Source organism: Enterobacter sp. UPMP701, assembly GCF_053709515.1.
Genome location: NZ_JBSKJN010000001.1, coordinates 373,597 through 400,297 on the forward strand (window position 1 = coordinate 373,597; position 26,701 = coordinate 400,297).

General features: G+C 53.9%; 30 protein-coding genes. 14 read left to right on the forward strand and 16 right to left on the reverse strand.

What is annotated here, in order from left to right:
- Nucleotides 1–5 precede the first annotated feature (5 nt).
- Nucleotides 6–659 (reverse strand): 23S rRNA pseudouridine(2457) synthase RluE, encoded by a 654-nt coding sequence (rluE, locus tag ACWKXT_RS01785; RefSeq protein ID WP_454527146.1) that lies wholly within the window; start codon nt 657–659, stop codon nt 6–8.
- Between the two features lie 117 nt (nt 660–776).
- Between rluE and icd the strand changes: the two genes are divergently transcribed.
- From icd to ACWKXT_RS01800, 3 genes are all read left to right on the forward strand, one after another.
- Entirely contained in the window at nt 777–2,027 is a 1,251-nt protein-coding gene (gene icd / locus ACWKXT_RS01790) for an NADP-dependent isocitrate dehydrogenase (RefSeq protein WP_003857898.1), read from the forward strand.
- 77 nt (nt 2,028–2,104) lie between these two features.
- Nucleotides 2,105–2,452 carry a DUF1304 domain-containing protein gene (locus ACWKXT_RS01795; RefSeq protein WP_454527145.1) on the forward strand — a complete coding sequence of 116 codons (348 nt, stop codon included), beginning with the start codon at nt 2,105–2,107 and terminating at the stop codon, nt 2,450–2,452.
- Nucleotides 2,453–2,526: 74 nt separating this feature from the next.
- The gene (locus ACWKXT_RS01800; protein ID WP_080327486.1) at nt 2,527–2,772 is read left to right on the forward strand and encodes a DUF2543 family protein; all 246 of its coding nucleotides are present in this window, start codon (nt 2,527–2,529) and stop codon (nt 2,770–2,772) included.
- Between the two features lie 62 nt (nt 2,773–2,834).
- Here the strand turns inward: ACWKXT_RS01800 and ACWKXT_RS01805 are convergent, their stop codons facing one another.
- On the reverse strand, nt 2,835–4,334 hold the full coding sequence (locus ACWKXT_RS01805; RefSeq protein ID WP_454527144.1) for an EAL domain-containing protein: 1,500 nt from the start codon (nt 4,332–4,334) through the stop codon (nt 2,835–2,837).
- Between the two features lie 172 nt (nt 4,335–4,506).
- Here ACWKXT_RS01805 and ACWKXT_RS01810 point away from each other — a divergent pair, with 172 nt between their 5' ends.
- Together ACWKXT_RS01810 and ACWKXT_RS01815 are read left to right on the forward strand one after the other, a co-directional pair.
- Nucleotides 4,507–5,991, forward strand: a complete 1,485-nt coding sequence (locus ACWKXT_RS01810; RefSeq protein WP_454527143.1) for a sensor domain-containing diguanylate cyclase — start codon at nt 4,507–4,509, stop codon at nt 5,989–5,991.
- A gap of 277 nt (nt 5,992–6,268) precedes the next feature.
- Nucleotides 6,269–6,517, forward strand: a complete 249-nt coding sequence (locus tag ACWKXT_RS01815) for a GlsB/YeaQ/YmgE family stress response membrane protein (protein WP_028012758.1) — start codon at nt 6,269–6,271, stop codon at nt 6,515–6,517.
- A gap of 129 nt (nt 6,518–6,646) precedes the next feature.
- Here the strand turns inward: ACWKXT_RS01815 and ACWKXT_RS01820 are convergent, their stop codons facing one another.
- Entirely contained in the window at nt 6,647–6,745 is a 99-nt protein-coding gene (locus tag ACWKXT_RS01820; RefSeq protein WP_041162541.1) for a YoaK family small membrane protein, read from the reverse strand.
- Nucleotides 6,746–6,790: 45 nt separating this feature from the next.
- Entirely contained in the window at nt 6,791–7,810 is a 1,020-nt protein-coding gene (locus ACWKXT_RS01825; RefSeq protein ID WP_454531894.1) for a sensor domain-containing diguanylate cyclase, read from the reverse strand.
- A 309-nt stretch (nt 7,811–8,119) separates the two neighbouring features.
- Between ACWKXT_RS01825 and ACWKXT_RS01830 the strand changes: the two genes are divergently transcribed.
- Nucleotides 8,120–8,374 (forward strand): putative hemolysin, encoded by a 255-nt coding sequence (locus ACWKXT_RS01830; protein WP_454527142.1) that lies wholly within the window; start codon nt 8,120–8,122, stop codon nt 8,372–8,374.
- A gap of 79 nt (nt 8,375–8,453) precedes the next feature.
- Nucleotides 8,454–8,759 carry a hypothetical protein gene (locus ACWKXT_RS01835; RefSeq protein WP_454527141.1) on the forward strand — a complete coding sequence of 102 codons (306 nt, stop codon included), beginning with the start codon at nt 8,454–8,456 and terminating at the stop codon, nt 8,757–8,759.
- Here ACWKXT_RS01835 and ACWKXT_RS01840 read toward each other — a convergent pair whose 3' ends face one another.
- Nucleotides 8,760–9,104: a DUF488 domain-containing protein gene (locus ACWKXT_RS01840; RefSeq protein ID WP_454531513.1), complete on the reverse strand. Its 345-nt coding sequence runs from the start codon at nt 9,102–9,104 to the stop codon at nt 8,760–8,762.
- 101 nt (nt 9,105–9,205) lie between these two features.
- Here ACWKXT_RS01840 and ACWKXT_RS01845 point away from each other — a divergent pair, with 101 nt between their 5' ends.
- Nucleotides 9,206–9,913 (forward strand): CTP synthase C-terminal region-related (seleno)protein, encoded by a 708-nt coding sequence (locus tag ACWKXT_RS01845; protein ID WP_454527139.1) that lies wholly within the window; start codon nt 9,206–9,208, stop codon nt 9,911–9,913.
- 30 nt (nt 9,914–9,943) lie between these two features.
- On the opposite strand, the gene ACWKXT_RS01850 is transcribed toward ACWKXT_RS01845, so the two are convergent.
- Nucleotides 9,944–11,131, reverse strand: a complete 1,188-nt coding sequence (locus tag ACWKXT_RS01850) for a CynX/NimT family MFS transporter (protein WP_454527138.1) — start codon at nt 11,129–11,131, stop codon at nt 9,944–9,946.
- Nucleotides 11,132–11,230: 99 nt separating this feature from the next.
- Here ACWKXT_RS01850 and ACWKXT_RS01855 point away from each other — a divergent pair, with 99 nt between their 5' ends.
- On the forward strand, nt 11,231–12,022 hold the full coding sequence (locus ACWKXT_RS01855) for an AraC family transcriptional regulator (protein WP_454527137.1): 792 nt from the start codon (nt 11,231–11,233) through the stop codon (nt 12,020–12,022).
- On the opposite strand, the gene ACWKXT_RS01860 is transcribed toward ACWKXT_RS01855, so the two are convergent.
- Nucleotides 12,006–12,452, reverse strand: a complete 447-nt coding sequence (locus ACWKXT_RS01860; RefSeq protein ID WP_008500737.1) for a DUF441 domain-containing protein — start codon at nt 12,450–12,452, stop codon at nt 12,006–12,008. The two genes, ACWKXT_RS01855 and ACWKXT_RS01860, sit on opposite strands and share 17 nt — an antisense overlap.
- A 143-nt stretch (nt 12,453–12,595) precedes the next feature.
- Here ACWKXT_RS01860 and yoaI point away from each other — a divergent pair, with 143 nt between their 5' ends.
- A complete protein-coding gene (yoaI, locus tag ACWKXT_RS01865; protein ID WP_119914826.1) occupies nt 12,596–12,700 on the forward strand; it encodes a small membrane protein YoaI in 105 nt (34 codons plus the stop codon).
- 5 nt (nt 12,701–12,705) lie between these two features.
- Here the strand turns inward: yoaI and ACWKXT_RS01870 are convergent, their stop codons facing one another.
- The 3 genes from ACWKXT_RS01870 to yeaG all read right to left on the reverse strand — a co-directional run bounded on the left by ACWKXT_RS01870 (nt 12,706) and on the right by yeaG (nt 16,605).
- Nucleotides 12,706–13,212 (reverse strand): YbaK/prolyl-tRNA synthetase associated domain-containing protein, encoded by a 507-nt coding sequence (locus ACWKXT_RS01870; RefSeq protein WP_454531514.1) that lies wholly within the window; start codon nt 13,210–13,212, stop codon nt 12,706–12,708.
- Between the two features lie 100 nt (nt 13,213–13,312).
- A complete protein-coding gene (locus ACWKXT_RS01875) occupies nt 13,313–14,596 on the reverse strand; it encodes a YeaH/YhbH family protein (RefSeq protein WP_454527135.1) in 1,284 nt (427 codons plus the stop codon).
- Nucleotides 14,597–14,670: 74 nt separating this feature from the next.
- Nucleotides 14,671–16,605, reverse strand: a complete 1,935-nt coding sequence (yeaG, locus tag ACWKXT_RS01880; protein ID WP_454531515.1) for a protein kinase YeaG — start codon at nt 16,603–16,605, stop codon at nt 14,671–14,673.
- A 430-nt stretch (nt 16,606–17,035) separates the two neighbouring features.
- Here yeaG and ACWKXT_RS01885 point away from each other — a divergent pair, with 430 nt between their 5' ends.
- On the forward strand, nt 17,036–17,782 hold the full coding sequence (locus ACWKXT_RS01885) for a MipA/OmpV family protein (RefSeq protein ID WP_080327430.1): 747 nt from the start codon (nt 17,036–17,038) through the stop codon (nt 17,780–17,782).
- A 79-nt stretch (nt 17,783–17,861) separates the two neighbouring features.
- On the opposite strand, the gene ACWKXT_RS01890 is transcribed toward ACWKXT_RS01885, so the two are convergent.
- Nucleotides 17,862–18,746, reverse strand: coding sequence for a D-hexose-6-phosphate mutarotase (locus tag ACWKXT_RS01890; protein ID WP_454527133.1), 885 nt, complete (start codon nt 18,744–18,746; stop codon nt 17,862–17,864).
- Nucleotides 18,747–18,818: 72 nt separating this feature from the next.
- On the reverse strand, nt 18,819–19,814 hold the full coding sequence (gene gapA / locus ACWKXT_RS01895) for a glyceraldehyde-3-phosphate dehydrogenase (protein ID WP_014831506.1): 996 nt from the start codon (nt 19,812–19,814) through the stop codon (nt 18,819–18,821).
- A gap of 341 nt (nt 19,815–20,155) precedes the next feature.
- Between gapA and msrB the strand changes: the two genes are divergently transcribed.
- Together msrB and ACWKXT_RS01905 are read left to right on the forward strand one after the other, a co-directional pair.
- A complete protein-coding gene (gene msrB, locus ACWKXT_RS01900) occupies nt 20,156–20,569 on the forward strand; it encodes a peptide-methionine (R)-S-oxide reductase MsrB (protein WP_454527131.1) in 414 nt (137 codons plus the stop codon).
- A gap of 41 nt (nt 20,570–20,610) precedes the next feature.
- On the forward strand, nt 20,611–20,889 hold the full coding sequence (locus ACWKXT_RS01905) for a YeaC family protein (protein WP_454531516.1): 279 nt from the start codon (nt 20,611–20,613) through the stop codon (nt 20,887–20,889).
- A 46-nt stretch (nt 20,890–20,935) separates the two neighbouring features.
- On the opposite strand, the gene ACWKXT_RS01910 is transcribed toward ACWKXT_RS01905, so the two are convergent.
- From ACWKXT_RS01910 to sppA, 4 genes are all read right to left on the reverse strand, one after another.
- Entirely contained in the window at nt 20,936–22,195 is a 1,260-nt protein-coding gene (locus tag ACWKXT_RS01910; protein ID WP_454531517.1) for a glycoside hydrolase family 18 protein, read from the reverse strand.
- 169 nt (nt 22,196–22,364) lie between these two features.
- A complete protein-coding gene (pncA, locus tag ACWKXT_RS01915; protein ID WP_454531518.1) occupies nt 22,365–23,006 on the reverse strand; it encodes a bifunctional nicotinamidase/pyrazinamidase in 642 nt (213 codons plus the stop codon).
- Nucleotides 23,007–23,015: 9 nt separating this feature from the next.
- Nucleotides 23,016–24,032 (reverse strand): asparaginase, encoded by a 1,017-nt coding sequence (ansA, locus tag ACWKXT_RS01920; protein ID WP_008500705.1) that lies wholly within the window; start codon nt 24,030–24,032, stop codon nt 23,016–23,018.
- 62 nt (nt 24,033–24,094) lie between these two features.
- Nucleotides 24,095–25,951: a signal peptide peptidase SppA gene (gene sppA, locus ACWKXT_RS01925; RefSeq protein ID WP_454531519.1), complete on the reverse strand. Its 1,857-nt coding sequence runs from the start codon at nt 25,949–25,951 to the stop codon at nt 24,095–24,097.
- Nucleotides 25,952–26,118: 167 nt separating this feature from the next.
- Between sppA and ACWKXT_RS01930 the strand changes: the two genes are divergently transcribed.
- On the forward strand, nt 26,119–26,670 hold the full coding sequence (locus ACWKXT_RS01930; RefSeq protein WP_454531520.1) for an NAD(P)H nitroreductase: 552 nt from the start codon (nt 26,119–26,121) through the stop codon (nt 26,668–26,670).
- Nucleotides 26,671–26,701 lie beyond the last annotated feature (31 nt).

The window sequence follows — 26,701 nt, forward strand, 5'->3', positions numbered from 1 at the left end:
TCTCCTTAAGGGGCAACGTCGCGCCATTCGCCGTTTGCCAGCGTTTCCAGCGTGTAGTTGCCCATGGCGTAGCGAATCAGACGCAGAGTAGGGAAGCCGACGTGCGCCGTCATGCGGCGAACCTGGCGGTTGCGGCCTTCATACAGGGTGATTTTGAGCCAGCTTGTCGGAATGGATTTGCGCTCGCGAATGGGCGGGTTACGCGGCCACAGCCACTCGGGCTCATTCACGCGTTCAATACCGGCGGGCAGGGTGGGGCCATCGTTCAGCGTCACGCCGCTGCGCAGCTTCGCCAGCGTCTCTTCATCCGGCTCGCCTTCGACCTGCACGAAGTAAATTTTGCCGGTGCGTTTGCCCGGCTGCGTCAGCTTCGCCTGCAGGGCTCCGTCGTTGGTTAAGACCAGAAGGCCTTCGCTGTCGCGGTCCAGACGCCCGGCTGCGTAGACTCCCTGAACAGGAATGTAGTCCTTCAGCGTGCTGCGTCCGGCCTCATCGGTGAACTGCGGCAAAACATCGTAGGGTTTATTGAACAAAATAACCCGCTTAGGCTGGGTTTGCTGGGGTCTTCTGGTGGCTTGTCGCGAGCTGAATCGCTCAACCCGGTGTTTTGTAAAAGAAGTTTTCTTCATGGTATTTTCAGGCGTTATCAATTGCCGCATTATAGCCTAATAACGAAGACCTTTCATGGCGCAGGACAATCAGGTACTATCGAAGGGCTCATTACAATTTATTAACATAAGATCAGTAACAACCAGAAGCGCTCGAAGGAGAGGTTAATGGAAAGCAAAGTAGTTGTTCCGGCGGAAGGTAAAAAGATCACCCTGCAAAACGGCAAGATTAACGTTCCTCACAATCCGATTATCCCGTTCATCGAAGGTGACGGCATCGGTGTAGACGTTACCCCGGCAATGCTGAAAGTGGTTGATGCCGCTGTTGAGAAAGCCTACAAAGGCGAGCGTAAAATTTCCTGGATGGAAATTTACACCGGTGAGAAATCTACTCAAGTTTATGGCCAGGACGTCTGGCTGCCAGCAGAAACGCTGGACCTGATCCGCGACTACCGCGTTGCTATTAAAGGCCCACTGACGACGCCAGTTGGCGGCGGTATCCGTTCCCTGAACGTGGCACTGCGTCAGGAGCTGGACCTGTACGTGTGTCTGCGTCCGGTTCGTTACTATCAGGGCACCCCAAGCCCGGTTAAGCACCCTGAACTGACCGACATGGTTATTTTCCGCGAAAACTCAGAAGACATCTACGCGGGTATCGAATGGAAAGCGGACTCTGCTGACGCAGAAAAAGTGATTAAATTCCTGCGTGAAGAGATGGGCGTGAAGAAAATTCGCTTCCCTGAGCATTGTGGTATTGGCATCAAGCCGTGCTCTGAAGAAGGGACCAAGCGCCTGGTGCGTGCGGCCATCGAATACGCTATCACTAACGACCGTGACTCTGTGACCCTGGTTCACAAGGGCAACATCATGAAGTTCACCGAAGGCGCGTTCAAAGACTGGGGTTACCAGCTGGCGACCGAAGAGTTCGGCGGTGAGCTGATCGACGGCGGCCCATGGCAGAAGATCAAGAACCCGAACACCGGCAAAGAGATCATCATTAAAGATGTGATCGCCGATGCATTCCTGCAGCAGATCCTGCTGCGCCCTGCTGAATATGACGTGATCGCCTGTATGAACCTGAACGGTGACTACATCTCTGACGCCCTGGCAGCACAGGTTGGCGGTATCGGTATCGCCCCTGGCGCGAACATCGGTGACGAGTGCGCGCTGTTCGAAGCGACCCACGGTACTGCGCCTAAATACGCAGGCCAGGACAAAGTGAACCCGGGCTCTATCATCCTGTCCGCAGAGATGATGCTGCGTCATATGGAATGGTTCGAAGCCGCAGACCTGATCGTCAAAGGTATGGAAGGCGCGATCAACGCGAAAACCGTAACTTACGATTTCGAACGTCTGATGGAAGGCGCTAAACTGCTGAAATGTTCAGAGTTTGGCGACGCGATTATCGCGAACATGTAATCCAGACTCTGGGTTAATCAGTAACGGGGGCCAGATGGTTCCCGTTTTTTTTGCCTCTGCCTGCGGGAGACAGCACGATGTTAGCCACTGTCCTTATCGTTGTCGTTGCGTTAATTCATCTCTATATTCTTGTGCTGGAAATGTTCCTGTGGAACACCAGAACGGGGCATAAGGCGTTTAATCTCAGCCCTGAGTTTGCGCGCGAAACTCGCGTGCTGGCCGCGAATCAGGGGCTGTACAACGGGTTCCTGGCGGCGGGCCTGCTCTGGAGCCTCTGGCTTGGTGAACAAGGGATCCACGTCGCCATCTTCTTCCTCGTCTGCGTGCTGGTTGCCGGACTCTTTGGCGCAGCGACTGCCAGCAGAAAAATTTTATACGTGCAGGCCATCCCGGCCCTCGCTGCTCTTCTTGCGCTGCTTATCTGAAGCAGTGCTATGGTCGGCGTGTGTCGTCCGATATACTTATGGCTTAACCCTTACAGGTCAGATAAGAGACTGTTATGAACAACGATATCCCACTGAAATATTATGACATCGTCGATGAGTACGTGACGGAAACCGAGCAGTCCGTGAGCGAGTCAGAACACGACGCGCTGGCGCATTATTTCCAGCTGCTGCTTACGCGTTTATCGAATAATGAAGAGATTGGTGAGGACGCCCAGCAAGAGATGGCGCGTGAAGCCGGGGTTCTTGCCGAACGTATTGATGATATTGCGAATTTCCTTAATCAGTGGGGAAACGAGTAGCCTGCCGCAAAAAGATGATGCTATGCGATACTGCTTAGCATCACGCTACCTGACATCCCGCTCTACCGCGCTACGCCAACAAGCAGCTTCGCCAGCCCGCTGCGGGTGACGGATTTTGAGAAATACCAACCCTGAACAAAAGCGTCGGGATATCTCTCAGCAATAAAGCGATACTGTATTTCACTTTCAACCCCTTCGAAAACAAGGGTTTTATTCAGCTTAGCCAGAGCGTCGCTAAAAATGACGAATATATTCTGTTTATAATGCTCGCTGATGCCATCGACCAGCGACTTGTCGATTTTGATTTCATCATATTCAAGAAGCGACAGTCTGGCCAGGTTCGAGTTTTGCACGCCGAAGTCATCAATGGATATTTTCACACCTAGCGATTTTAATTCCCGGCAGAACTCCTCCAGGATATTCGCCGCGGATACCGCCTTTTCAGAAAGCTCAACTTTTATCAGCGAAAGGGGAATGTGATTGGCCAAACAGCCATTGCGTAAAATGCGAATAAACTGTCCGTCTTCAATTTCCGTACGGCCAACGTTAAGTGAAACAACCAACTGATGCTTAATGGCCAGTGGGGCAATGTCTGAAAGCGATTTTTCAAGGATGTTACTATAATATTTTTTATACAGGCCGATCTTCTTAATCAATGGAATAAACAGCTCCGGTGAGACGTCACCGTGCTTTGGATCGCGCCATCTCGACAGAACTTCCACCCCAACGATTTTTTTATCCTGAACCCGGACAATGGGCTGGTAGTGAACGGCAATGGTGTTGGTAATAACGGCTTTGACCAGCGTCCTCTCCAGTGAGAACCGATCCTCATTGATGCGAAAGAAAAATAGCGTTATCGCAATCCAGATGAAATATAAAATGACCGCGAGAATGATAAGCACAGCTGGAGATAACGCGGCCAGTCCTGCGTTGTGATGCTTCACTATAACGCACAAATCCCAGACGCCGCTGCACTGTGTGTAGGTAAGGGTAAACAACGAGGCAGGTAACCAGCTCTGCTGTTTTAACTCAGGCGTAGCCGAAAAAAAAGTTCGTCCAAAGTCTTTGGTAGTAGTGCTGAGTGAATAGCTTGCCGTAATCGGGGTGAATTTATCGTAAGCATAGCGGGAAGTGAAGATAATAAGATTATTATAGATGGCCGCGTTGCCAGTAAAAAAATCTTTTCTGGAAAATTGCGCCAGCAGGAATCCTCTGGGCGTTTTATGGAGTTCCGCTGGAAGGGGGACTGGGGTCGCGAGTTTTCCCCAAAAAGCAGTGCAGGCTATTTTTCCATTTTCAATAAAACCGATATCTGCAAAATAGAGGCTTTCAAGTTTAATCAGCCGGTAACGATCGAGACTGGCTCTGTCGCATCCCTGGGTGGTCATGCTTTTAAGAGACTGCGCCACGTTTTGGGACAAACTTTCGGAATAATGTAAAAGGGTATGTGAAATCTCTCGTTGTTTGATTTTTTGCTGACTCACGATGGCAGCATTGATCGCATAAAGAGACAGGAGGACCAGAAGCGTTGAAACGATAGCAACGGCAATGATTTTTTTCATTTTCCAGATACCCTGTCCGCTCCCTGATTCCACAAATCTTAACACAGGCAGGGCAAGCTACAAGCCTGATAATAACGGCAGCCGTTACGCTTAAGTGCAATTCATTTTCCTCTTAACCTGAGCTTTGTTACAGTGACGAGAGTTGTCAGCCAGGGATATCAGGCGTGATAAGGTGGAAAAGCTCGTGCATGTGAAAAATACTTTTTACACAACAACCATTACCGTCATCATTGTCTCATTGATTATTTCGCTGTCGCTTGCCGTCCAGATTGCCACGTCCCGACAGCAGTCAATCCAGCAAATTAATACCAGCGTTGCTAACCTCAGCCATACCCTGGATGTCTACACTGAGGGGATCATGCGCCAGAGCGAAATGCTTATTGCTACCGTTTCCGACATAATCGAAATTTATGGCATGACCCCGCAGCAGGCGCCCAATATTCAGCGGATGATAAGCAATCAGGATAATCTTCTTTCCCAGATTAATAATGTGGTTGTTTACGATGCGCATGGAGATATCTTCACCGCATTGCATGAAACGTTTGCGGGTCCGCGAAAAGGTTCCGACAGGTCTTTTTTTGTTTATCATCAGGAAAATAAAAGCCAGCAGATTTTTATTGGTGAGCCCGTTGTCAGCAGAACCAACGGTAAATGGGTCATAACCATTAGCCGGCGCCTTGAAACGCCGACCGGCGCATTTAACGGTGTCGTGGTGGTGACGCTGGGTATCGAGAATTTTCTGGCGCTCTACGGACAAATTAATATCGGTCACTCAGGCGTGATTGGCTTAACGACACAGTCAGGCGTGCTGCTGGTTCGCCATCCCTTTAAAAATACCTATATCGGCACGATTTTTTCTGATTCACCTCTCTTCAGGAAATACCTAAAGGTACAAAATACGGGGATAGCCAGCTCCGTCTCCCGGTTCGATAAAATCGAGCGCATTTACGCCTATGAGAAAAACAGACGCTACGGACTGGTCACCACGGTTGCCGTCAGCATTGATGAAGCTCTTTCACCCTGGCGCAAGCAGGCGATTCAGCTCGCCGTACTCATTTTCGTTTTTACCGCAATACTCATTGTGGCGTCGTACTTCCTCTATTCCGACCTCTCCAGAAAAACGCGGGATAATAACGCGCTGAAGATTATTGCGTCTGAGGATGCGCTGACCGGGCTTTATAACCGTCGCACCTTTGATGAAAAAATCCTCTCGGACATCGCGCGTTGCGCCGCAGATGACGCGCCGATATCAATGCTGATTGTGGATGTGGATTACTTCAAAAAATACAACGATAACTACGGTCATCCTGAAGGGGACCGGTGTCTCGCGGTACTGGGTAATACGCTCAGGGAGAGCATCACCCGCGACAATCAGCTTGTGGCGCGATATGGCGGGGAAGAGTTTGCGCTGATATTGCCGGAAACGGATATCCAGGAGGCGCTCCGCCTTGCGCAGACGATTATTCGCACTGTTTTTTCCCGGCAAATTGAACACGCTTTTAGCCCCTTCGGGCGCGTTACGGTAAGCATCGGGGTTTCAACCGCGCGTGCTGTCGACATTGCAGGGAGTCAGCAGGATATCATTATTGCCGCCGACCAGGCGCTCTACCAGGCCAAACGCGCCGGGCGTAATCGTTACGCTTTTGTAGGGGTATGAGCAAAAAAAAGCCCACTCAAAAGTGGGCAAGAAATACTGGAAGCAATGTGAGCAATGTCGTACTGAATACCTGAGTGTTTTACTCAACTATTCAGTGTTGAGAAAGATAATCTTTCTCAACAAAAGATGCAACCCCACATTTCATGTGGAAGGCTTTTGATGAAGAAATGCGCAGACTCTCTCTGTGAGGGGAATCACAAATTTCCTTTCTCAGATCCTGTGCTATCCTTTTTTGTGTCGTTGATTTAATGACAAAAACCATACAGAGAGGAAAGTTATGGGAATTTTATCCTGGATTATCTTTGGGCTTATTGCGGGTATTCTGGCGAAGTGGATCATGCCGGGCAAAGATGGCGGTGGGTTTATCGTCACCATAATACTGGGTATTGTCGGCGCGGTAGTCGGCGGCTGGATCAGTACGCTGTTCGGTTTTGGTAAGGTCGATGGCTTTAACTTCGGCAGTTTCGCGGTCGCGGTGATCGGCGCGCTGGTTGTGCTGTTTATCTACAGAAAGATCAAAAGCTAAAACCTGAAGCGTTAAAAAAGGCTGCCAGATGGCGGCCTTTTTACGTAGTGGGGGTTACCACCAGCCAGGCTGCGTGCCGGCAAACGCCACGACGGCAACGATCAACATCACGAGCGTCGTTTTTCTCATTTATGCTCCCGGTGCAGCGTAACCACCGACAAAAAACCACGCCAGAAAAGCCACCGCCGTTATAAAAATAACCACCGGGAAGAGGATCCCTATTCTCATATCATCACCTGTTTCGGTTTCTGTAACGCCGTAGAGTGTACGGGGTTAATCCAAAGTGAGAAAGCGTGTTTTGCTTTTTCCTTTTTTCTCCTGATACATCGCGACGTCCGCGGCGCGTAACGCGCTGTCTGGATCCGTTACGCCAGGGTCCACTTCGATCACGCCGAGGCTGGCACCAGGATAGATGATGTTGACGCTACCCAGCCAGTATTCCCCCGCAATACGGGCGCTGAGACGCGTTCTGAGCAGATTTATTTGCTCCTCATGGTTGGTATTACTCAGCGAGGCCACCAGAAACTCATCGCCGCCCAGCCGGCCGATGATATCGTCCTGCTGTTTTTCGGCGGTCAAACGCTTGCCCACTTCAATCAGGAACCGATCGCCTGCTTCATGCCCGTATCGATCGTTAATCAGTTTAAAATCATCCAGGTCGATAAACGCGATGATGGCGTTACGTTTCAGGTGTCGCGCCAGTGAAAACAGGGTGGTCAGATCTTCAAAAATGGCGCGACGGTTGGGTAACCCTGTAAGAGCATCCGTGTAGGAGTGCGCGATAAGCGCTGCATTGGCTTCACGGAGCTGAGCCACCAGAGACTCTTTCTGAATGTACTGACTAATCAACCCGGCGAAGAGTTTTAACATCTGTTCGCCGCGCGCGCTGAGCGGTTTTTTTGCCGTGCTGGTGGCGCAGAGCGTGCCGTAAAGCGAACCGTCAGCAAGATGGACAGGGATGCTCATGTAAGTGGTAATGCCGAGCGCTTTAGCCGCTTCGCACTCCGGCCAGCGTTCGGGAACATCGTTACTGAATAAGGTTTCGCTATCCAGCGCGCGCTTACACAGCGTCTCATCCCACGGCACGCTCAGCCCTTCCGGGATCGTCATCTGCTTGCTGTTTCGGGCATAGAGGATGTGCTGCAGCCGTGCTTTGATATCCACCTTCGTCAGGTAGGTCGACTCCATGTCGGTGACGATCTCCAGCATTTCCAGCAGCTGACGAACGAGACTTTCCAGGGATTGTTCAGTGGCGAGGGTTTCTGAAACACGGGCAAGGATAATATCCGACATGACGTAGATTGACTCCCACGCAGAAGACGTCTGCATCTGCATGTATGCTGAATTTTTAGACTTCGGGCATAGTAAAACATGAATAGGGGAAATTTAATATACGCAGAGGGAAGAGGGGCGGGCGGGAAAAAAAGCCCCGACGTTGAGGCCGGGGCAAAGACATCTTGATTACGGAATGATGTTCTCTGGTCAAATCGAGAACAGACAACACGTTAGCGGTAAAAAGTGCAGTTAAAATGGAGAAATCATGGAGAAAGTGGCGGCGAGCCGTTACCCTTAGGCAAAGATGATGTCAAAAGGATCAATGAGATGAGAGTTCTGCTTCTTGCGCTGGCGCTCCCGCTGGTGGCCTGCTCCGCAAAAACAACGCCACCGGATGCGCCTAAACCACCGCATGCCGTGGGAATGGCGAACCCGGCTTCCGTTTACTGCCTGGAAAAAGGCGGGGAACAGATCCCTGTTCAAAGCCCACAGGGTGTCCGTACCGAGTGCAAACTGCCCGGTGGCGAAGTGATCGACGAATGGACGCTCTATCGTCGCGATCATCCGCAACCCGCCAGGTGACAGAGGGATAGCGCTGCGATACACTTCTCTTTAGGATTATTCTTAGCTAGTTTCTGGCTACTGTTACCGCGAGAGAAGTATGTTTCAGCTTAAACCGGGCAGCGTGGCGATGATCGTCGGTGCCCGCACGGCGTCAGGCCGTCGTAATATTGGTAAATCTGTTGAGCTGTTTGGCCTTTGCCAGCCAGGCCAGCGTTTCGTTAACCCGGTCAACGGCGTGATGACGCAGTTACCTGAAAGCGCGGACCGCGCGCTCTGGCTGGTGACCGGTGATGTTTACGCCTTCGACAATCAGCACGGCTTTGCGTTTGTTCGCGCCGAACATTTGATGCCACTCACCCCGGACGAAGCCCCGCAAAGCCAGAATGAGCTGACGGTCGGCTGATCACAGATGGCGCAGCCAGTCGGCTAAGACCAGCGCGTGATTTTGCTCCTTATCTTTCGCGCCGTAGAGCAGGGTTAAGGTCTGCTTTTTTGCCAGCGCTGCCAGACGCTGCCCCTCATCCTTATGCTGCGTCAGCTCATCCCGATAGGCTTTGCTGAAGGCCGTGAAATCAATGGCTTCGCTATGAAAATCCTTGCGTAATTCATTCGACGGGGTGAGCGTTTTGCACCATTCGTCACAGGCAAGGTCCGTTTTTTTAACCCCCCGGGGCCAGAGCCTGTCCACCAGAACCCGATACCCATCCTCCGGACTTGCCTGCTCATAGACGCGTTTGCACTGAATCATATTTCCACCCTCCTGATTTAAGGTATTGTGATAATTGCAGAAGATCGGTAGTCTGAGGTTCCTTATGTTATCTGATAATACTCTGGCATAAGGAACCTTTCATGGAACACCTCCCGGTTAAAACGACGCTGCGCATTGCGCTGGTTGGCGACTACAATCCTGACGTTACTGCACACAAGGCGATCCCGCTGGCCATTGATGACGCCGCGGCAGTTCTTGACCTCACCGCCGATTATGACTGGCTTGCCACCACGGAGTTGACCAGCCCGGAAGATCTGGTGGGCTACGATGCCATCTGGCTGGTTCCTGCCAGTCCCTATAAAAACACCGAGGCCGCTTTTATCGCCGCACGCTATGCCCGTGAAAACAGCATTCCGTTCCTTGGCACCTGCGGTGGATTCCAGCATGCGTTGATTGAGTATGCCCGCAACGTGCTGGGCTGGAGCGACGCGGCACACGCTGAGACAGATACCGAAGGCACGATGGTGATTGCGCCGCTGACCTGCTCGCTGGTAGAAAAAACCGATGCCATTGAACTGCGGAGTAATACGCTCATCGCGAAAGCCTACGGCAAGCCGGAAATTGAGGAGGGCTATCACTGTAACTATGGCGTGTCGGCGGCGTTTGCGCAGGAACTGGAGAGCGGAGATATGCGGGTGACCGGCTGGGACGACCAGGGGGAAATTCGCGCGGCGGAACTGGTTACTCACCCGTTCTTTGTCATCACCTTATTCCAGCACGAGCGTGCTGCGCTGGAGGGACGCCCTGTCGTGCTGGTGCAGGCGATGCTGCGCGCGGCGCGCGGATAAAAAGGCAGACCCGGTGGTCTGCCACTGTGTTTAACGGGGCGCGATCTCCCGGTCGCGCCCGGCAAGGACGCCGCAGACGGCCATGACGACAGCGACCAGCGCGCAGGCGAGAAGCGGGATCCGCCAGTCTCCTGCCGAATCGTGGATTTTGCCCATCAGCGGGGGGCCGCAGGCAGCGAGCAGGTAGCCAATGGACTGCGCCATGCCGGAGAGCGCCGCAGCCTGATGCGCAGAGCTGGCGCGCAGACCGATGAACGTCAGGCCAAGGATCATCGTTGCCCCGGAGCCAAAGCCAAACACCAGCGTCCACATCACCGCCAGATCTGGCATAAACCACAGCCCGGCCGCGCTGACCGCGCACATCATCGCCACCGCACCGGCGATGGTTCGCTGATCTTTCAGACGCTGAAGGACCAGCGGAACGGCCAGACCCGGCACCGCCGTCGCCAGCTGTAAAAGACCATGCACCGAGCCCGCCTGCGCTTCGCTGAAGCCATGGCTGAGCAAAATGGCCGGCAGCCAGCCGATGATAACGTAATAAATCAGCGAGTTGATCCCCAGAAAGAGCGTCACCTGCCAGGCGAGGGCCGAGCGCCAGATCGCGCGGTTATGCAACGCGCCAGCGCCCGTTACCGTCGCAACGTGTTTCTGACGCCACTGGGGCAGCCAGAGCAGCAAGGCAATCAGCGGAAACACCATCAGCATCAGCAGCGCGCCATGCCACCCCGCATCACCCTGCGCCAGCGGAACGATCAGAGCCGAGCCCAGGGCGGCAGCGGCGCCCATCGTCAGGGAATAGGCGCCCGTGAGCCTGGCAACCTGTCCCGGGAAATCACGCTTAATCAAGCCGGGAAGCAGCACGTTCCCGAGCGCGATCCCGCAGCCAATGACCGCCGTTCCGATGAACAGCAGGGCCGCGGACGGCAGAGAGCGAAGCGCAATTCCGGCGCAAATCAGCAGCAGGGCGATAAACAGGCTGCGCTCCATGCCAATACGTCGGGCCACGCCCGCAGCAAGCGGGGAGATAAGGGCGAAAGCCAGCAGGGGCAGAGTGGTTAGCAGACCGGTTTGCGCGGTGCTTAAGCCATAATCAAGGCGAATGGTATCGAGCAGCGGGGCCGCCCCGGTAAAGGTGACGCGAAGCGTAGTGGCAATCATCAGGATGCCTGCAATCAACAGCGCGCCGTGTTTTCCAGAGGTGCGAATAGCAGTAGTCATTGTGTTCTCATACGTTCAAGCGAGCGCACACAATACCGATTTTCTCAGCGGTTGAAATCAAGCTAAAATGACAGTTTATCGCTAATATCGGACAACCTGATGATTGGTCTGGGACTGGAGGGCTACGATCCTGATAGCCAGCACGACGCAGCCGTCGCCTTTCGCATCCGCGTGGTGGCGGAGGAGCAATATATTCCCGTGCATCATCACCGTAAGGGGCAGCTGATTCTGGCGCTCGGCGGTGCCATTACCTGCGAAGTGGAAAATGCCATGCTGATGGTACCGCCCCAGTATGCCGTCTGGATCCCGGGCCAAATGCCGCACAGCAACAGGGCTACGCCGGGCGCGCAGCTCTGTTTTTTATTCATTGAACCGGGCGCTGCCAGTTTACCCGACCGCTGCTGCACCCTGAAAATTTCCCCTCTGGTACGTGAGCTGATTTTATCGCTGGCGGAGAAATCGAACGAGCAGCGTCACCTTGCGGCCACGTCCCGCCTGGTGGGCGTCCTGTTTGACGAGCTGCCGCTACAGCGTCAGGAGCATCTGCAACTGCCCGTCTCGCCCCATCCCAAAATCCGGCTGATGAGCGAGAGAATGGCGGAAGAGCCCGCCGCCTGGCAGACGCTGGCACAATGGGCGAGCCATTTCGCAATGAGTGAACGCAACCTGGCGCGGCTGGTGGTGAAAGAGACCGGTTTAAGCTTTCGCCGCTGGCGTCACCAGCTTCAGCTGATCGTGGCGTTACAGCATTTGATTAGCGGGAAATCGGTGCAGCAGGTGGCACAGTCACTGGGCTATGACTCTACCACCGCGTTCATCACCATGTTCAAAAAGGGGCTGGGTCAGACACCGGCGCGTTATATGGCCAGCCTGACTATGACTTCCCGATGAACAGCGAGACAAGGCCTGCCGCAATCAGCGGGCCTACCGGTACGCCGCGGAAGAGCGCGACGCCGAGTACCGTGCCCACCAGCAGGCCTGCCACCAGCGAGGGCTGGCTGCTCATCAGCGTAACGCCGCGTCCGCCCAGCCATGAAACAAAAATCCCCACCGCGATGGCCACCAGCGATTTCCAGTTCACAAACGAGTGCAGCAGCGTTGAGGCGGGAAGGGTGCCGCTGGCGATGGGCGCCATTACCCCGATGGTTAAAATGATGATCCCGATGGTGAGGCCTTGTTTTTCTATCCACGGGAAAAAGGTATTTAACGGGGTTACGCGCACAATAATCAGCACCAGAATCGAGATGGCAACGGTGGTGTTATGGCTGATAAAGCCGAGCGCGGCGAGAGCCAGAAGAATAAGCAGAGTAGGGTCAAACATGGGGAGTCCTTGCCAGAATAGTTACCCTGCTTACTGTACGCGGAAAAGTGGCGGAGAACAGTTTTAAAAAGATTATATTGTTGTCATAACCTTGTCATTTGCACGGATTAAAACGAAGGCAGGTATCGCAAAGGGTCGCCATTATGAACGATCACATGTTTGTTGAAACGCTGATCATCTCCTCATCGTTTTTCGCTATTGCCGTGATTCTCATCGCCTCCGTGCTGTTTCTGGAAAGAAGAGGCTAGCGCCGTCACGACGACGCTTTATGGAAGTTTACAAGCTCAGGACGGGCGATGCGCAGGTAATCCTGGGTGTCCATAATCACGGATTTCTCCAGTACACCGGCGTTAAAGGCAATTTCGTCGAAACGCTCGAACAGCAGCGGGTCGGCCACCAGTGCCAAATCAGGATGGAAGCTAAAGGGCGGGATCGCACCGAAAACGCAGGCGGTCAGGGCATCGACCTCGGCCGGGCTGGCGAGGGAAGCTTTCAGACCACCAAAGTGGCTGGCAAGCTGGCTCAGATCGGCCTGCAGGTCGGCGGCCAGAATCGCCAGTACGTGTTTTTTTACGCCGTTTCCCTTTACCTTGCAAACCAGGGCTTTTGCACCCTGACGCAGATCGGTTCCGCGGATTTCACTCACTGCTTCACATTTCCCGACCGCCTCGTGCTCCATAACGCGAAAACGGGCGCCCTGCTCGGTGAGTAAGGTCATCAGCTGTTGGTGGGTTCTTGTTCCAATTACGTCGTCAGTCATCACGATTTCCCCGATGATCATCCAGTATGCAACTTGTTACATTAGCACGGGATTTACGGGGGGCGAAAGAAAACAGCCAGCGCGTTCGCTGGCTGTAGGATTATGCATTGCTGTTCGCGCTTTGCTTGTGGAACAGCTCCCGGAACACCGGATAGATATCATCCTGGTCACGGATATGCTGCATGGCAAAGTTATCGAACATCGATTGCAGATGTTCATACTCCCGCCACAGGGTCTGGTGGGCGCGACGGGTGATTTCGATATAGCTGTAGTAACGCACCACCGGCAGAATTTTCTTCGCCAGAATCTCGTGACACAGCGGTGAGTCGTCGGCCCAGTTATCGCCATCGGACGCCTGCGCGGCATAAATGTTCCACTGCGCCGGGTCATAACGCTCTTTCACGACTTCGTCCATCAGCTTCAGGGCACTTGATACAATGGTGCCCCCGGTCTCCTGGGAGTAGAAGAACTCGTGTTCATCCACCTCTTTGGCCTGGGTGTGATGGCGGATATAGACCACCTCCACGTTCTTGTAGGTTCTGCTCAGGAACAGATAGAGCAGGATATAGAAACGCTTCGCCATATCTTTGGTGGCCTGGTCCATCGAGCCGGACACGTCCATCAGACAGAACATTACGGCCTGGCTCGAAGGCTCAGGGCGTTTTTCGTAGTTCTTGTAGCGCAGGTCAAAGGTGTCGATAAACGGCACGCGGTCGATCTTCGCTCTCAGTTCGGCAATTTCTTTACGCAGGCGCTCTTCTTCCAGCAGCTGCGCTGGTTCCGTGTTTTCCACGACCTTCAGGTTACTTTCCAGCTCGCGCAGTTCACGACGTTTCCCTGCCGTCATGGCCGTACGGCGCGCCAGTGAATTCTGCAGCGAACGCACCACGCTGATATTGGCAGGCACGCCGTTGGCGGTATAGCCCGCGCGATGGGTTTTGTATTCGTTAAGCTGACGGTGCTGATTCTTTTTCAGATTCGGCAGAGCAAGGTCCTCAAACAGCAGGTCGAGATATTCATCTTTCGAAATCTGGAAAACGAACTCATCCTGACCTTCACCGTCCTGGCTGGCCTGTCCCTGACCGCTTCCTGAACCACCGCCGCCGCCCTGAGGACGCTCAATTCTGTCGTTTTGAACGAAGTGGTCGTTACCTGGATGAACGCGGTGGCGCAGGCCGCCGCGCCCCTGATGAAACATCGGTTCACTGATGTCATCGGTAGGGATGGAGACAGACTCGCCGCTGTCGACGTCGGTCACCGAGCGTTTGTTGATGGCCTCGGAGATCGACTGTTTAATTTGCGCTTTATAACGACGCAAGAAGCGCTGGCGGTTCACCGTGCTCTTGTTTTTGCCGTTAAGACGCCGGTCAATAAACCAGGTCATATACCCCCCGTACTGCATTTGCCAACTTGCGTTTTTGTTGGCCCGGCAAGCGCAGACGCCGCCGGGCACTTGTTTTAAGACGATTTACGCACGCGCAGATACCATTCGCAGAGCAGGCGAACCTGCTTGCGGGTGTAGCCTTTTTCCATCATTCGGTCGACAAAATCGTCGTGTTTCTTCTGCTCATCGGTTGAGGTTTTGGTGTTAAACGAGATCACCGGCAACAGTTCTTCGGTATTGGAGAACATTTTCTTCTCAATAACCGTGCGCAGCTTCTCGTAGCTGGTCCAGTTCGGATTACGCCCGTTGTTATGCGCTCTGGCGCGCAGGACGAAGTTCACAATCTCATTACGGAAGTCTTTCGGGTTGCTGATCCCGGCAGGCTTCTCAATTTTTTCCAGCTCCGCGTTCAGGGATTCACGGTCAAACAGCTGGCCGGTATCCGGGTCGCGGTACTCCTGATCCTGGATCCAGAAGTCAGCGTAGGTGACATAACGGTCGAAAATGTTCTGCCCGTATTCTGAATAGGATTCCAGATAGGCCGTCTGGATCTCTTTGCCGATGAACTCGGCGTATTTCGGGATAAGGTAGCCTTTCAGGAACTCAAGGTAGCGTTCAGCCTGCTCCTGTGGGAACTGCTCGCGTTCAATTTGCTGCTCCAGCACGTAGAACAGATGCACCGGGTTGGCCGCCACTTCCGTATGGTCGAAGTTAAAGACGCGGGAGAGGATCTTAAACGCGAAGCGCGTGGACAGACCGTTCATCCCTTCATCAACCCCGGCGTAGTCGCGGTATTCCTGATAGGACTTCGCTTTTGGATCGGTATCTTTCAGGCTTTCACCGTCATAGACGCGCATTTTCGAATAGATGCTGGAGTTTTCCGGCTCTTTCAGGCGCGACAGGATGGAGAAGCGAGACAGCGTTTCCAGGGTTCCCGGTGCGCAAGGCGCGTGCACCAGTTCGCTGTGGTTAAGCAGTTTCTCGTAAATTTTGATCTCTTCAGAGATCCGCAGGCAATAAGGCACCTTGACGATGTACACGCGGTCAAGGAAGGCCTCATTGTTTTTGTTATTACGGAAGGTCACCCATTCAGATTCGTTCGAGTGGGCGAGAATAATTCCATTAAACGGCAGGGCAGAAATACCTTCCGTTCCGTTGTAGTTCCCTTCCTGGGTCGCCGTCAGCAGGGGATGCAGCACTTTAATCGGTGCTTTAAACATCTCGACGAATTCCATAATCCCCTGGTTCGCGCGGCACAGCGCGCCTGAGTAACCATAGGCATCCGGGTCGTTCTGCGCGAAGTTTTCCAGCTTGCGGATATCGACTTTACCCACCAGCGCCGAGATATCCTGGTTGTTCTCATCACCCGGCTCTGTTTTAGCAATGGCGATCTGTTCCAGGATAGACGGCCACACTTTCACCACGCGGAATTTGGTGATATCACCGCCAAACTCGTGCAGGCGTTTTGCCGCCCATGGGGACATAATGGTGCCGAGGTAGCGACGCGGGATGCCATATTCTTTATCCAGAATTTGCGCATCTTCCTGCGGGTTAAACAGGCACAGCGGATGGTCATTCACCGGGCTGCGCTCGCCGTTGGCGCTCAGCACATAAATAGGCACGCGCTGCATCAGTGATTTCAGGCGTTCAGCCAGCGAGGATTTACCGCCACCGACCGGGCCGAGTAAATAGAGGATCTGTTTCTTCTCTTCCAGACCCTGAGCGGCATGCTTCAGATAGGAGACAATCTGTTCAATGGCATCTTCCATACCATAGAACTCTTCGAACGCAGGATATCGGGCAACCACCCGATTCGAAAACAGACGGGAAAGCCGTGGCTCCAGGGCAGTATCAACCATGTTTGGCTCACCAATAGCCATCAATAGCCGTTCTGCCGCATTGGCATAGGCACTGCGATCTTGCCGACAAATGGTAAGAAACTCCTGCAGTGTGAACTCTTCGTCCTTGGCAGCTTCATAGCGCTGGCGATAGTGATCGAATATATTCATGGCATGCCGTCCTTTCGTTTTTTAGCACAGGATAAGAGCCGTTCGTATGAGTAGTGGAGGCTCCCGGAAGAGAATCTCTCGCACCCCACTGCCAGAGCAGCAACCTGTGTGCCAGGTCAGACGCTAAGAACCGCAGGTGCCCAGGAAAACTCTTCTTAAATTTAAGCGTAGATGGCATTTGCCAAACTTGCATGCTGAGAAAATCTAATTTCAATGACATATCAATAACTCATCCAAAAATTTCCACCTGAGTTATAAGGCTTAAGCGCGTTTTTCATTCATTGGTCATATAAATGAAAGCGGGCTGTCATCTGAAAAGTGAAAAATAACGGGTTAATCAGACTGATTAGCAGGCAAAAAATTTTGGGATGTACGGGAATGGCGGTTACACTTCACCCGCTGATTATTTGACTACAGGAAAGAATGGATTGTGACCAAACTCAAACTTCTGGCATTGGGCATCCTTGCCGCGACCGCAGTTAGCACCGCTCAGGCGGAAAGTCAGTGGACGGTTGGCGCGGGCGTTGGCGTGATTAACAGCCCATACAAGCAGTATGACCGCGATGTGTATCCCGTTCCCGTTGTCACCTATGAAGGCGATAACTTCTGGTTCCGCGGTCTCGGCGGCGGCTACTATCTGTGGAACGATACGGCCGACAAGCTCTCCATCATGGCTTACTACGATCCAACGCACTTCAAGCCAGGCGACAGCGATAGCCACGCGCTTCGTCAGCTCGACAAGCGTAAAAGCTCCATGATGGCCGGGCTTTCCTATGTCCATAACACCCAGTATGGCTTCCTGCGTACGGCCCTGGCGGGTGACACGCTGGATAACAGCAACGGCTTTATCTGGGATCTGGCATGGTTGTATCGCTATACCAACGGTGGTCTCACCCTGACGCCGGGTATTGGCGTGCAGTACAATAGCGAAAACTATAACGACTACTACTACGGCGTTTCTAAAAACGAGTCACGCCGCAGTGGTCTGAAAAGCTACAGCGCGGATGACGGCTGGGATCCTTACCTGGAGCTGACCGCGAGCTATAACTTCCTCGGCGACTGGAGCGTTTACGGCACTGGCCGTTATGAGCGTCTGAGCGATGAAGTGAAAGATAGCCCGATGGTCGATAAGTCCTGGGCTGGCATCTTCTCTGTGGGTGTGAGCTACAAGTTCTGATTGTGCATTAATGCAGTGCATTCTTTGCATCAAAACGGGGCGCCATGCGCCCCGTTTGCTTTAGTGTGGTGCAGCGGTATTATCGCTTAACGATGCGGATCGTCTGTCCTAAACGAGACGGCTTTTCTTCACTCGCTTTCTGCGGCGTGGTCACGCAGGCCGTTTCCACGCAGACGAACGTTTTATAACCGTCGTCAGGCACGTCGGCCATGCTTACGGACAGAGCAGGACCCGGGTTCCAGCCCACCACGTTGCTGTGATGCTGGTGAACCACTTCAATTCTGCGGTTCAGGGCGCTGTCGTGAATGACGCTGCATGCTTCCGGGTGCAGATAGACGCGGTCGGTACGATCGGGGAAAGCCTGAACGCCGTCACTCAGTTTGCCTTCCTTCGCGTTATCGACTTTATCGATAAAGGTATCGCCAAGGCCGCTCACTTTCACAGCGCTGATGTCACCCACATTGAAGTAGGTGTGCAGGGCAGAGGTAGTTTCGAACTCGCCGTGGGCTTCCAGCTCAATCTCACAGGTTTGACCCAGTTTGAAACGGGCGTACAGGGTGAAATCGTGCGGCCACAGGGCACGAGTTTCATCATTGGCTTTCAGTTCAAAGGTGAGTACCGCACCGTTGTCGTCTTCGTTGTGCGCTTTCAGCGTCCACTGCTGGTTACGGGCAAACCCGTGCGAAGGTAAACCCTGCTGCGCTGACGGGCCAAACCACGGCCAGCAGATCGGTACGCCGCCGCGAATCGCATCCCCTTTTTTGAACGAGGTGGCGTCGCTCAGCCACAGCGCTTCCGTTTCACCTTCCGGTTTCCAGGAGAGCAGATGAGCGCCGTTCAGCGCCACGGACGCTTTGACGCGCGGATGGTCAACGACGATAACGTCGGCACCGTCAATCTGACGGCGGGAGAGCACAGGGGTAAGTTGTTCGACTACCGGAAGTGCAAAAATTTTATTAATCATTAAGCAATCCTCTGTCTTAAAAATAAAAAAGGCGACCGAAGTCGCCTTTTTGGATCAAACACTCATCTCAACTTATTTGGAGATGTGAGCGATCAGGTCCAGTACTTTGTTAGAGTAGCCGGTTTCGTTGTCGTACCAGGAAACCAGTTTCACGAAGTTGTCGTTCAGTGCGATACCCGCTTTAGCATCGAACACGGAAGTGCACACTTCGCCGTTGAAATCGGTAGATACAACGTCGTCTTCGGTGTAGCCCAGAACGCCTTTCATTGCGCCTTCGGAAGCAGCTTTGATTGCTTTCTTGATTTCTTCATAAGAAGCAGCTTTTTCCAGACGAACGGTCAGGTCAACAACGGATACGTTAGGAGTTGGAACGCGGAACGCCATACCAGTCAGTTTGCCATTCAGTTCTGGCAGTACTTTACCTACAGCTTTAGCCGCACCGGTAGAGGATGGGATGATGTTCTGAGCCGCGCCACGGCCGCCGCGCCAGTCTTTGTGAGACGGGCCGTCAACAGTTTTCTGAGTAGCGGTGGTCGCGTGAACGGTAGTCATCAGACCTTCGATGATGCCGAAGTTGTCGTTGATAACTTTAGCCAGCGGTGCCAGGCAGTTGGTGGTGCAGGATGCGTTAGAAACGATGTCCTGGCCAGCGTAAGTTTCGAAGTTTGCACCACGAACGAACATTGGGGTGTTGTCTTTGGATGGACCAGTCAGAACAACTTTCTTCGCGCCCGCAGTGATGTGTTTACGTGCAGTTTCGTCGGTCAGGAAGATACCGGTTGCTTCAGCAACAACGTCAACACCGATTTCGTTCCATTTCAGGTTAGCTGGGTCTTTCTCAGCAGTAACGCGGATGGTTTTGCCGTTAACAACCAGGTGGCCGTCTTTCACTTCAACGGTGCCGTCGAAACGACCGTGAGTTGAGTCGTACTTCAGCATGTACGCCATGTATTCAGCGTCCAGGAGATCGTTGATACCAACGATTTCGATGTCAGAACGTTTCTGAGCAGCACGGAAAACAATACGGCCGATACGGCCAAAACCGTTGATACCTACTTTGATAGTCATATATTCCACCAGCTATTTGTTAGTGAATAAAAGGTTGCCTGTAAAATTACAAAAACCTTACGCAGCGTCAAGCGGAATCGTGTCAATCATTGCGACAAATCAATCCTGTGACTAACGTTTGTGCGACTGACTCGCCTCACTTTCCCTTTGAGCTTGCAACCACATGGGGGCTGCGCCCGGAATTTTAAAGTCCTCGCAGGATAAAAATGTGAACATGATCACAATTGCCTGACCGCCTTTTCGCGACACATAAGTTTAGAACAAAAGTGCACGCAAGGGTGTTAATGTTTTGTTAGAATTCGGGTTAAAAGATGTCTGTTTCTACAGCGAGATGTAAGCATATGTCGAACCAACGTAACCCTGACGATTTGAAAAAAAACCTCACAGAAATGCAGTTTTACGTGACGCAGAATCACGGCACGGAGCCGCCATTTACCGGGCGTTTGCTGCACAACAAGCGAGACGGCATCTATCACTGTCTGGTCTGTGATGCCCCGCTGTTCAATTCCCAAACGAAATACGACTCCGGCTGCGGCTGGCCAAGCTTTTACGAGCCGGTGAGCGACGATGCAATCCGCTATCTGACCGACTCGTCGCACGGTATGGTGCGTACCGAAATTCGCTGTGGCAACTGCGACGCGCACCTGGGGCACGTCTTCCCGGATGGTCCTCAGCCAACGGGCGAGCGTTTCTGCGTCAATTCAGCCTCAATGAGCTTCACTGATGATGAAAACGGCGACCAGATTAAGGGTTGAAAAAACGATTCAGCAAATTATTCCTTTGAAAGGGAGAGATCGTGAATATCGATGACATGATTAACGGGATGACTCCGGAAGTTTATCAGCGTCTGGTGACCGCCGTTGAACTGGGAAAATGGCCGGATGGTGTGGCGCTCACGCCTGAGCAAAAAGAAAACAGTCTGCAGCTGGTAATGCTGTGGCAAGCGCGCAATAACATCGACGCGCAGCACATGACTATCGACACCAACGGTCAGATGGTGATGAAGAGCAAGCGCGAACTGAAGGAAGATTTTGGCATCACGCCGAAGCCGATTGCGACGATGAAAATGCAATAACGGTGCAGCTTGCAGCCCTCACCCACGGGGAGAGGGCTTGATTGTCTTACTGCTTATGCGGTATCCCGAGCGACTCCGCCAGCTGTTTTGCTAACTGATTATTATCGTCCGCGCCATACTCCCAGAACATCGCCCCGGCGAGACCTTTCTCCTTGATGTAGTCCGCTTTGATCGCAACGGAACGCGGGTTCTCATAGGAAATCGCAAACAGCGCATTGCCATCGGCACCTTTCACCGACAGCCACGGCACCTTCGCCTGGTCATCCCAGTGCTCGGTAAAACGCTTTTGCGGATCGTTCAAGAGCTTCTTCACAATATCGTTGTACTTCACGTAGGTATCTTTGGTCAGGTCATAGCCGAGCGACTTAAACAAGCCGATCTCCTGCGGTCCAAAGTAGGGCTGGGTGACCGGATTTTTTTGCGCATCCGGTTTCGTCCAGTCGATTCCCGGCTCTACGGCACGTTTCGGTACGCGGCCATAGAAACCAATCCCGAGGTTCATCTGCTGCGGCTTCAGCCCGGCGGCCAGATAGTTGTTCACCACAAAATCGACGCTGTATTTGTCGGCAGCGGCCACGGTCGGCCAGGCGCTGGAGTCATACAGGTTCGCGTTGAAATACTGTGTCCCGTACGCCATGTCGTAGGTCATCAGGTTGATATAGTCCAGCAGCGGGGCAATAGCTTTGACATCCACCCAGCTTTTCGGACTTTCCGCATTGGCGCCCACCGCGATGGTCACCAGCTTTTTCTGCCCGAACGCGTCGCGCATCTCTTTCAGCAGGGCGGTGAAGTTATCCCTGTCGGCGGGCTGGCTTGCAACCAGCCCCCACGCGCCGTTGACCGGATACTCCCAGTCGAGGTCGATCCCGTCCAGACCGTATTTCTCAACAATCTCCTGCGCGGAGCGGATAAACACCGCGCGACTCTCTTTGGTTGCCGCTGCGCCAGAGAAACCACGCGCGGCCCAGCCGCCAACGGAAAGCAGGACTTTCAGATTCGGGTTCTGTTTACGTAGGGTGGGAATGAGGGCCAGATCGGACGCCACTTTTGGCGACAGCCAGATTTGATGCAGTTTCGCCGGATCTTTCAGCGCGGCGTTGGTCTCGTCTTTCTCGTCGTTATAAACAAGACCAAACGAGTAGTTCAGGTGGGTGATCTGGCGAACGTCGAGTTTATTGATATCACCACCCGGTCCGGCGGTCACATCTCCACCCCCGTTAAAGTAGCCCACGGACATCAGGGGCGCGGCGGACGCAAGTGAAGCGCAAAGCAAAGGTAATGCTGCCAGCAAGGGCAAACGTTTCATATAAGTTCCTCTTTGACTAAATAAAAATAACCACGCCACAGAAAAGGCGTGGCGAAAAAACAGCCTGAAGAGAATAACATTGCCGCTTCGCTGAGGATGCGAGGGAGTTCACTTTATGGGGATCGGAGAGGAAATGCCGGGTAAGCGCAGCCGCCACCCGGCTAAAAGGCTACGCCTGCGTTTCCAGCCAGTCTGCCAGCGTATACAGCGTGGCGCCTTCGGCGGCCATATCCATAAACGCCTGAGCGCTGTCCTGCGGGTGAATGTTCACCCCGCGACAGCCGTCGGTGATGACGCTGACGGTATAGCCCAGCTGGAGCGCGTCCAGCACGGTAAACTTCACGCAGTAATCCGTTGCCAGGCCCAGCACAATCAGCTCCGTGACTTCATGGTGACGCAACCACGCGTCCAGCGCCGTTTTCTGGCGATGCCCGTTATCGAAAAACGCACTATAGCTGTCGATAGCCGGGTTTTCACCTTTATGGAACACCGCGTCGATGGCCTTATGATGCAGGAGCGGATGCAGCTCCGCGCCTTCCGTCTGCTGCACGCAGTGATCCGGCCAGAAGGTTTGCGCCAGCCCGTCGAGTGCTCCCTGAGTGAAAGGCTCAACGTTGTGCTGGCTGGCAAAGCTGCCGTGGTTCGCCGGGTGCCAGTCCTGGCTGGCGACAACCGCTTCGCCGCGGGCTTTGCACCAGTCAATCAGGGCGTTTGCCACGTCAACGGTGCTGTCACCTTCGGCGACGGCCAGCGCACCGCCCGCACAGAAATCATTTTGCAAATCGACCAGTAGCAGGGCGCGTTGCTTCATGAGTACTCCTTATTCGTCCGGAGTCAGTTCGCCGCGCAGGTTTTGCATCATCGCGCTGCGAATGGACTGAATGTCCAGATCCTGACTCAGTAAATAGTGAAGTTTAGTCAGGGTTGCCTCAACGGTCATATCGAAGCCGCTGATCACCCCCGCATGCGCCAGCGCGTTGCCGGTGGCATAGCCGCCCATGTTGACCTTGCCGGACATACACTGGGTCAGGTTCACCACCACAATTCCGCGCTCGCTGGCTTCCTGCAGCTCTTTCAGGAATTCGCCGTTCTGCGGGGCGTTGCCGACGCCATAGGAGCGCAGGATCAGCGCTTTCACCGGCTGGCGGAGGAAGTTACGCACCACGTCAGCGGAGATCCCCGGATAAATGGTGACCACGCCAATCGGTTGCGGGGTAATCGGATGCACAATCAACTCGCCGGCGGTGTTCGGTGCCGGAGGCGTTCCCAGGCGACGGATATGAATACCCGCTTCCAGTAGCGGCTGCAGGTTTGGCGAGGCGAAGGCGTCAAAACCATCTGCATGAGCTTTGGTGGTGCGGTTGCCGCGATACAGGCGGTTGTTGAAGAATAGCGACACTTCGTTGATCGGGTAATTGGCCGCCACGTACAGGGAGTTCAGCAGGTTGATCTGCCCGTCTGAGCGCAGCTCCGCCAGCGGAATTTGCGACCCGGTGACGATCACCGGCTTGCTCAGGTTCTCCAGCATGAAGGAGAGGGCCGAAGCGGTGAACGCCATGGTGTCGGTGCCGTGCAGGATCACGAAGCCGTCATACTGGTCGTAATGGGCTTTAATATCATCCGCGATGTGCTGCCAGTCTTCCGGCGTCATGTCGGAGGAGTCCATCAGCGGCTCGTATTCGTGGATGGTAAAGTCAGGCATTTCCGGGCGGTGGAATTCAGGCATCAGCGCAAGCTGACGCTGAAGGTGGCCGGATACAGGGATATAGCCGTTTTCAGAGCGCTGCATACCGATGGTACCGCCAGTGTAGGCTACATAAATCGATTTCTTCTGCATGGTAGTGAGTTCTTGTTCTTCAAAAGAAAAAATCCCCTCTTCGCGGGAAGAGGGGACGGTTTTTAACGGACGTTAGCGCAGGTCAGGCAAAACGCGTAACGACTCTGTGGATCGTTAAAGGCTGCCAGCTTATCGCTTTCCGCCTTCATCGCTTTCGCAGCCGTGGCAACGGGGGCAGGCAGGTACGCCTGCAGCGCCTCCGGCAGCATGGCGCGTACGGAGACAGACATGCTGTCCATCACCATATCGAAGAACGACGGTTCGTCCTGGTAATACTCAACGTGCCACTGCTTGAGCTTCGCCAGTTCAGCGGCTTTCTTCACCGCGTCGTCGAAATCGCCCAGGCTGTCGACCAGACCGTTGCTCTTCGCATCCTGCCCGGTCCAGACGTGGCCCTGCGCAATCTGGTCGATCTGCTCAGGCGTCTTTTTACGCGAATCGGCAACCAGCGTGATAAAGCGTTTATAGCCGTTCTCAATGCTGAGCTGCATCATATCAGAGACTTCCGGTGGCAGGGATTTTGTCACCGACACATCCGCCAGCGGAGAGGTGGCAACGCCATCAGTATGCACGCCCAGGTAATCCAGGCTGTTTTCGACGGTATTAATCACCCCGAAGATGCCAATCGAGCCGGTCAGCGTGCTTGGGTTAGCCACAATGTAGTTGGCCGGCGTGGAGATCCAGTACCCGCCTGACGCGGCCATGCCGCCCATGGATACAACGACCGGCTTGCCAGCGGCACGCGCTGCGGCCAGTTCAGCGCGGATCACCTCGGAGGCGCTGACGCTGCCGCCAGGGCTGTTGACGCGCAGGACAATCGCTTTCACTTTCGGATCAAGGCGTGCGTCGCGGATTTGTGACGCGGTAGTATCACCGCCCACGTTCCCCGGGGTTTCCTGACCGTCCATGATGGCGCCGTTAGCAAACACCACGGCGACGCTGTCGCCGCTGTCGTCCGGTTTTTTCGCCGCATAGTCATACATGCTGATGGCGCTGTAGTTTTTGTCCTCTTTACTCCAGCCAAACTGTTTACTCAGGGATTTTTCAACCTCAGCGCTGGTGCCAAGGGCATCAACCAGTTTGTTATCAAGCGCATACTTCGCGGTATCACCGTCAACCTTACGCAGTCCATCCAGCACGCCGCGAGCGCCCGGGAACACCTCCTCAGGGGTAATTTGACGGTTAGCGGCAACGGTACCGAGGTAGTTCTGCCACAGCTCGCCAATCCAGCGGCTGTCCGCTTCACGGGCTGCAGGGGACATATCGTCGCGGATAAACGGCTCCACGGCAGATTTATAGGTACCGACGCGGAAGACGTGGGTGGTGACCTTCAGCTTGTCGAGCAGCGACTTGTAATACAGCCCGTTGGTGGCAAAGCCGTGCAGATCGACCGTACCCTGCGGCGAGAGCCAGATCTTATTGGCGAAGCTCGCCAGATAATATTGACCCTGGCTATAGCTGTCGCCCACGGCAATCACCGGCTTGCCGCTGTCGCGGAACTCGCGCAGCGCTTTACCGATGTACTGCATGGAAGGCTGATCGCCGCCGGCAAAGTCTTTCAGATCCAGCACGATACCGGTAATGTTGCGGTCGTCTTTGGCCTGACGAATGGTATCGACGATATCGAACAGGGAGTTTTCCTGCAGGCGGTCAGATGTCGCACCAAACAGCTGGCGGCTAATGACCCCCAGACGGTTGCTGGTGGACGGTTTATCAACGATCACGCCAGTGATATCGAGTAACAGAGCTCCGCGAGTCGAATGCTGAGCCTGATTCGCGTTGCTGATATGCATCCAGATGCCCGCGCAAACCAGAACCAGGAAGATGAAGAAGATGTTCATCACCAGGTTGCGGACGAAGTTGAGCAGTCGCCACGTCCATTTAAAGAAACCGGCAAAGATTCGCCAAAGGGTTCGCATGTATTCTCCCTAACCAGAAAATGACTGTTTCCGTCGCCACTGGACGGTAATGTTGGGTTATCGTAATGACCCAACCGCCACTTGTCAGCAGGAATCGCCTGCCAGGCTGTAACAAATTCTGCCGTCGTGTTAATTTTGTGAATTAATTTCAAGAAAGGAGTTAACCAATGGATGCACTTGAACTGCTTGTTAACCGTCGTAGCGCGTCACGTCTGGCCGAACCTGCCCCTGTGGGCGAGCAGCTGGAAAACATTCTGCGTGCCGGCATGCGTGCCCCGGATCACGGCACGCTGCAGCCATGGCACTTCTTTGTGATTGAAGGCGAAGGCCGCGAACGCTTTAGCCAACTGCTGGAGCAGGGCGCAGTTGCCGCAGGGCAGGATGAGAAAGGTATCGACAAGGCGCGCAATGCCCCGTTCCGCGCCCCGATGATTATCGCTGTCGTGGCGAAATGCCAGGCCGACCATAAGGTGCCGGTCTGGGAGCAGGAAATGTCCGCTGGCTGTGCGGTGATGGCGATGCAGATGGCCGCCGTCGCGCAGGGTTTCAACGGTATCTGGCGCACCGGGCCGCTGACCGGAAGTGCCGCCGTGCGGGCAGGGTTCTCCTGTGGTGAGCACGATAAAATTGTCGGTTTCCTTTACCTCGGCACCCCGCAGCTTAAAGCCTCCAGCACCATCAGCGTGCCGGACACCACGCCTTTCGTCAGCCGTTTCTGATAACGCACGCTAAACTGTCTGGATTCTGAGC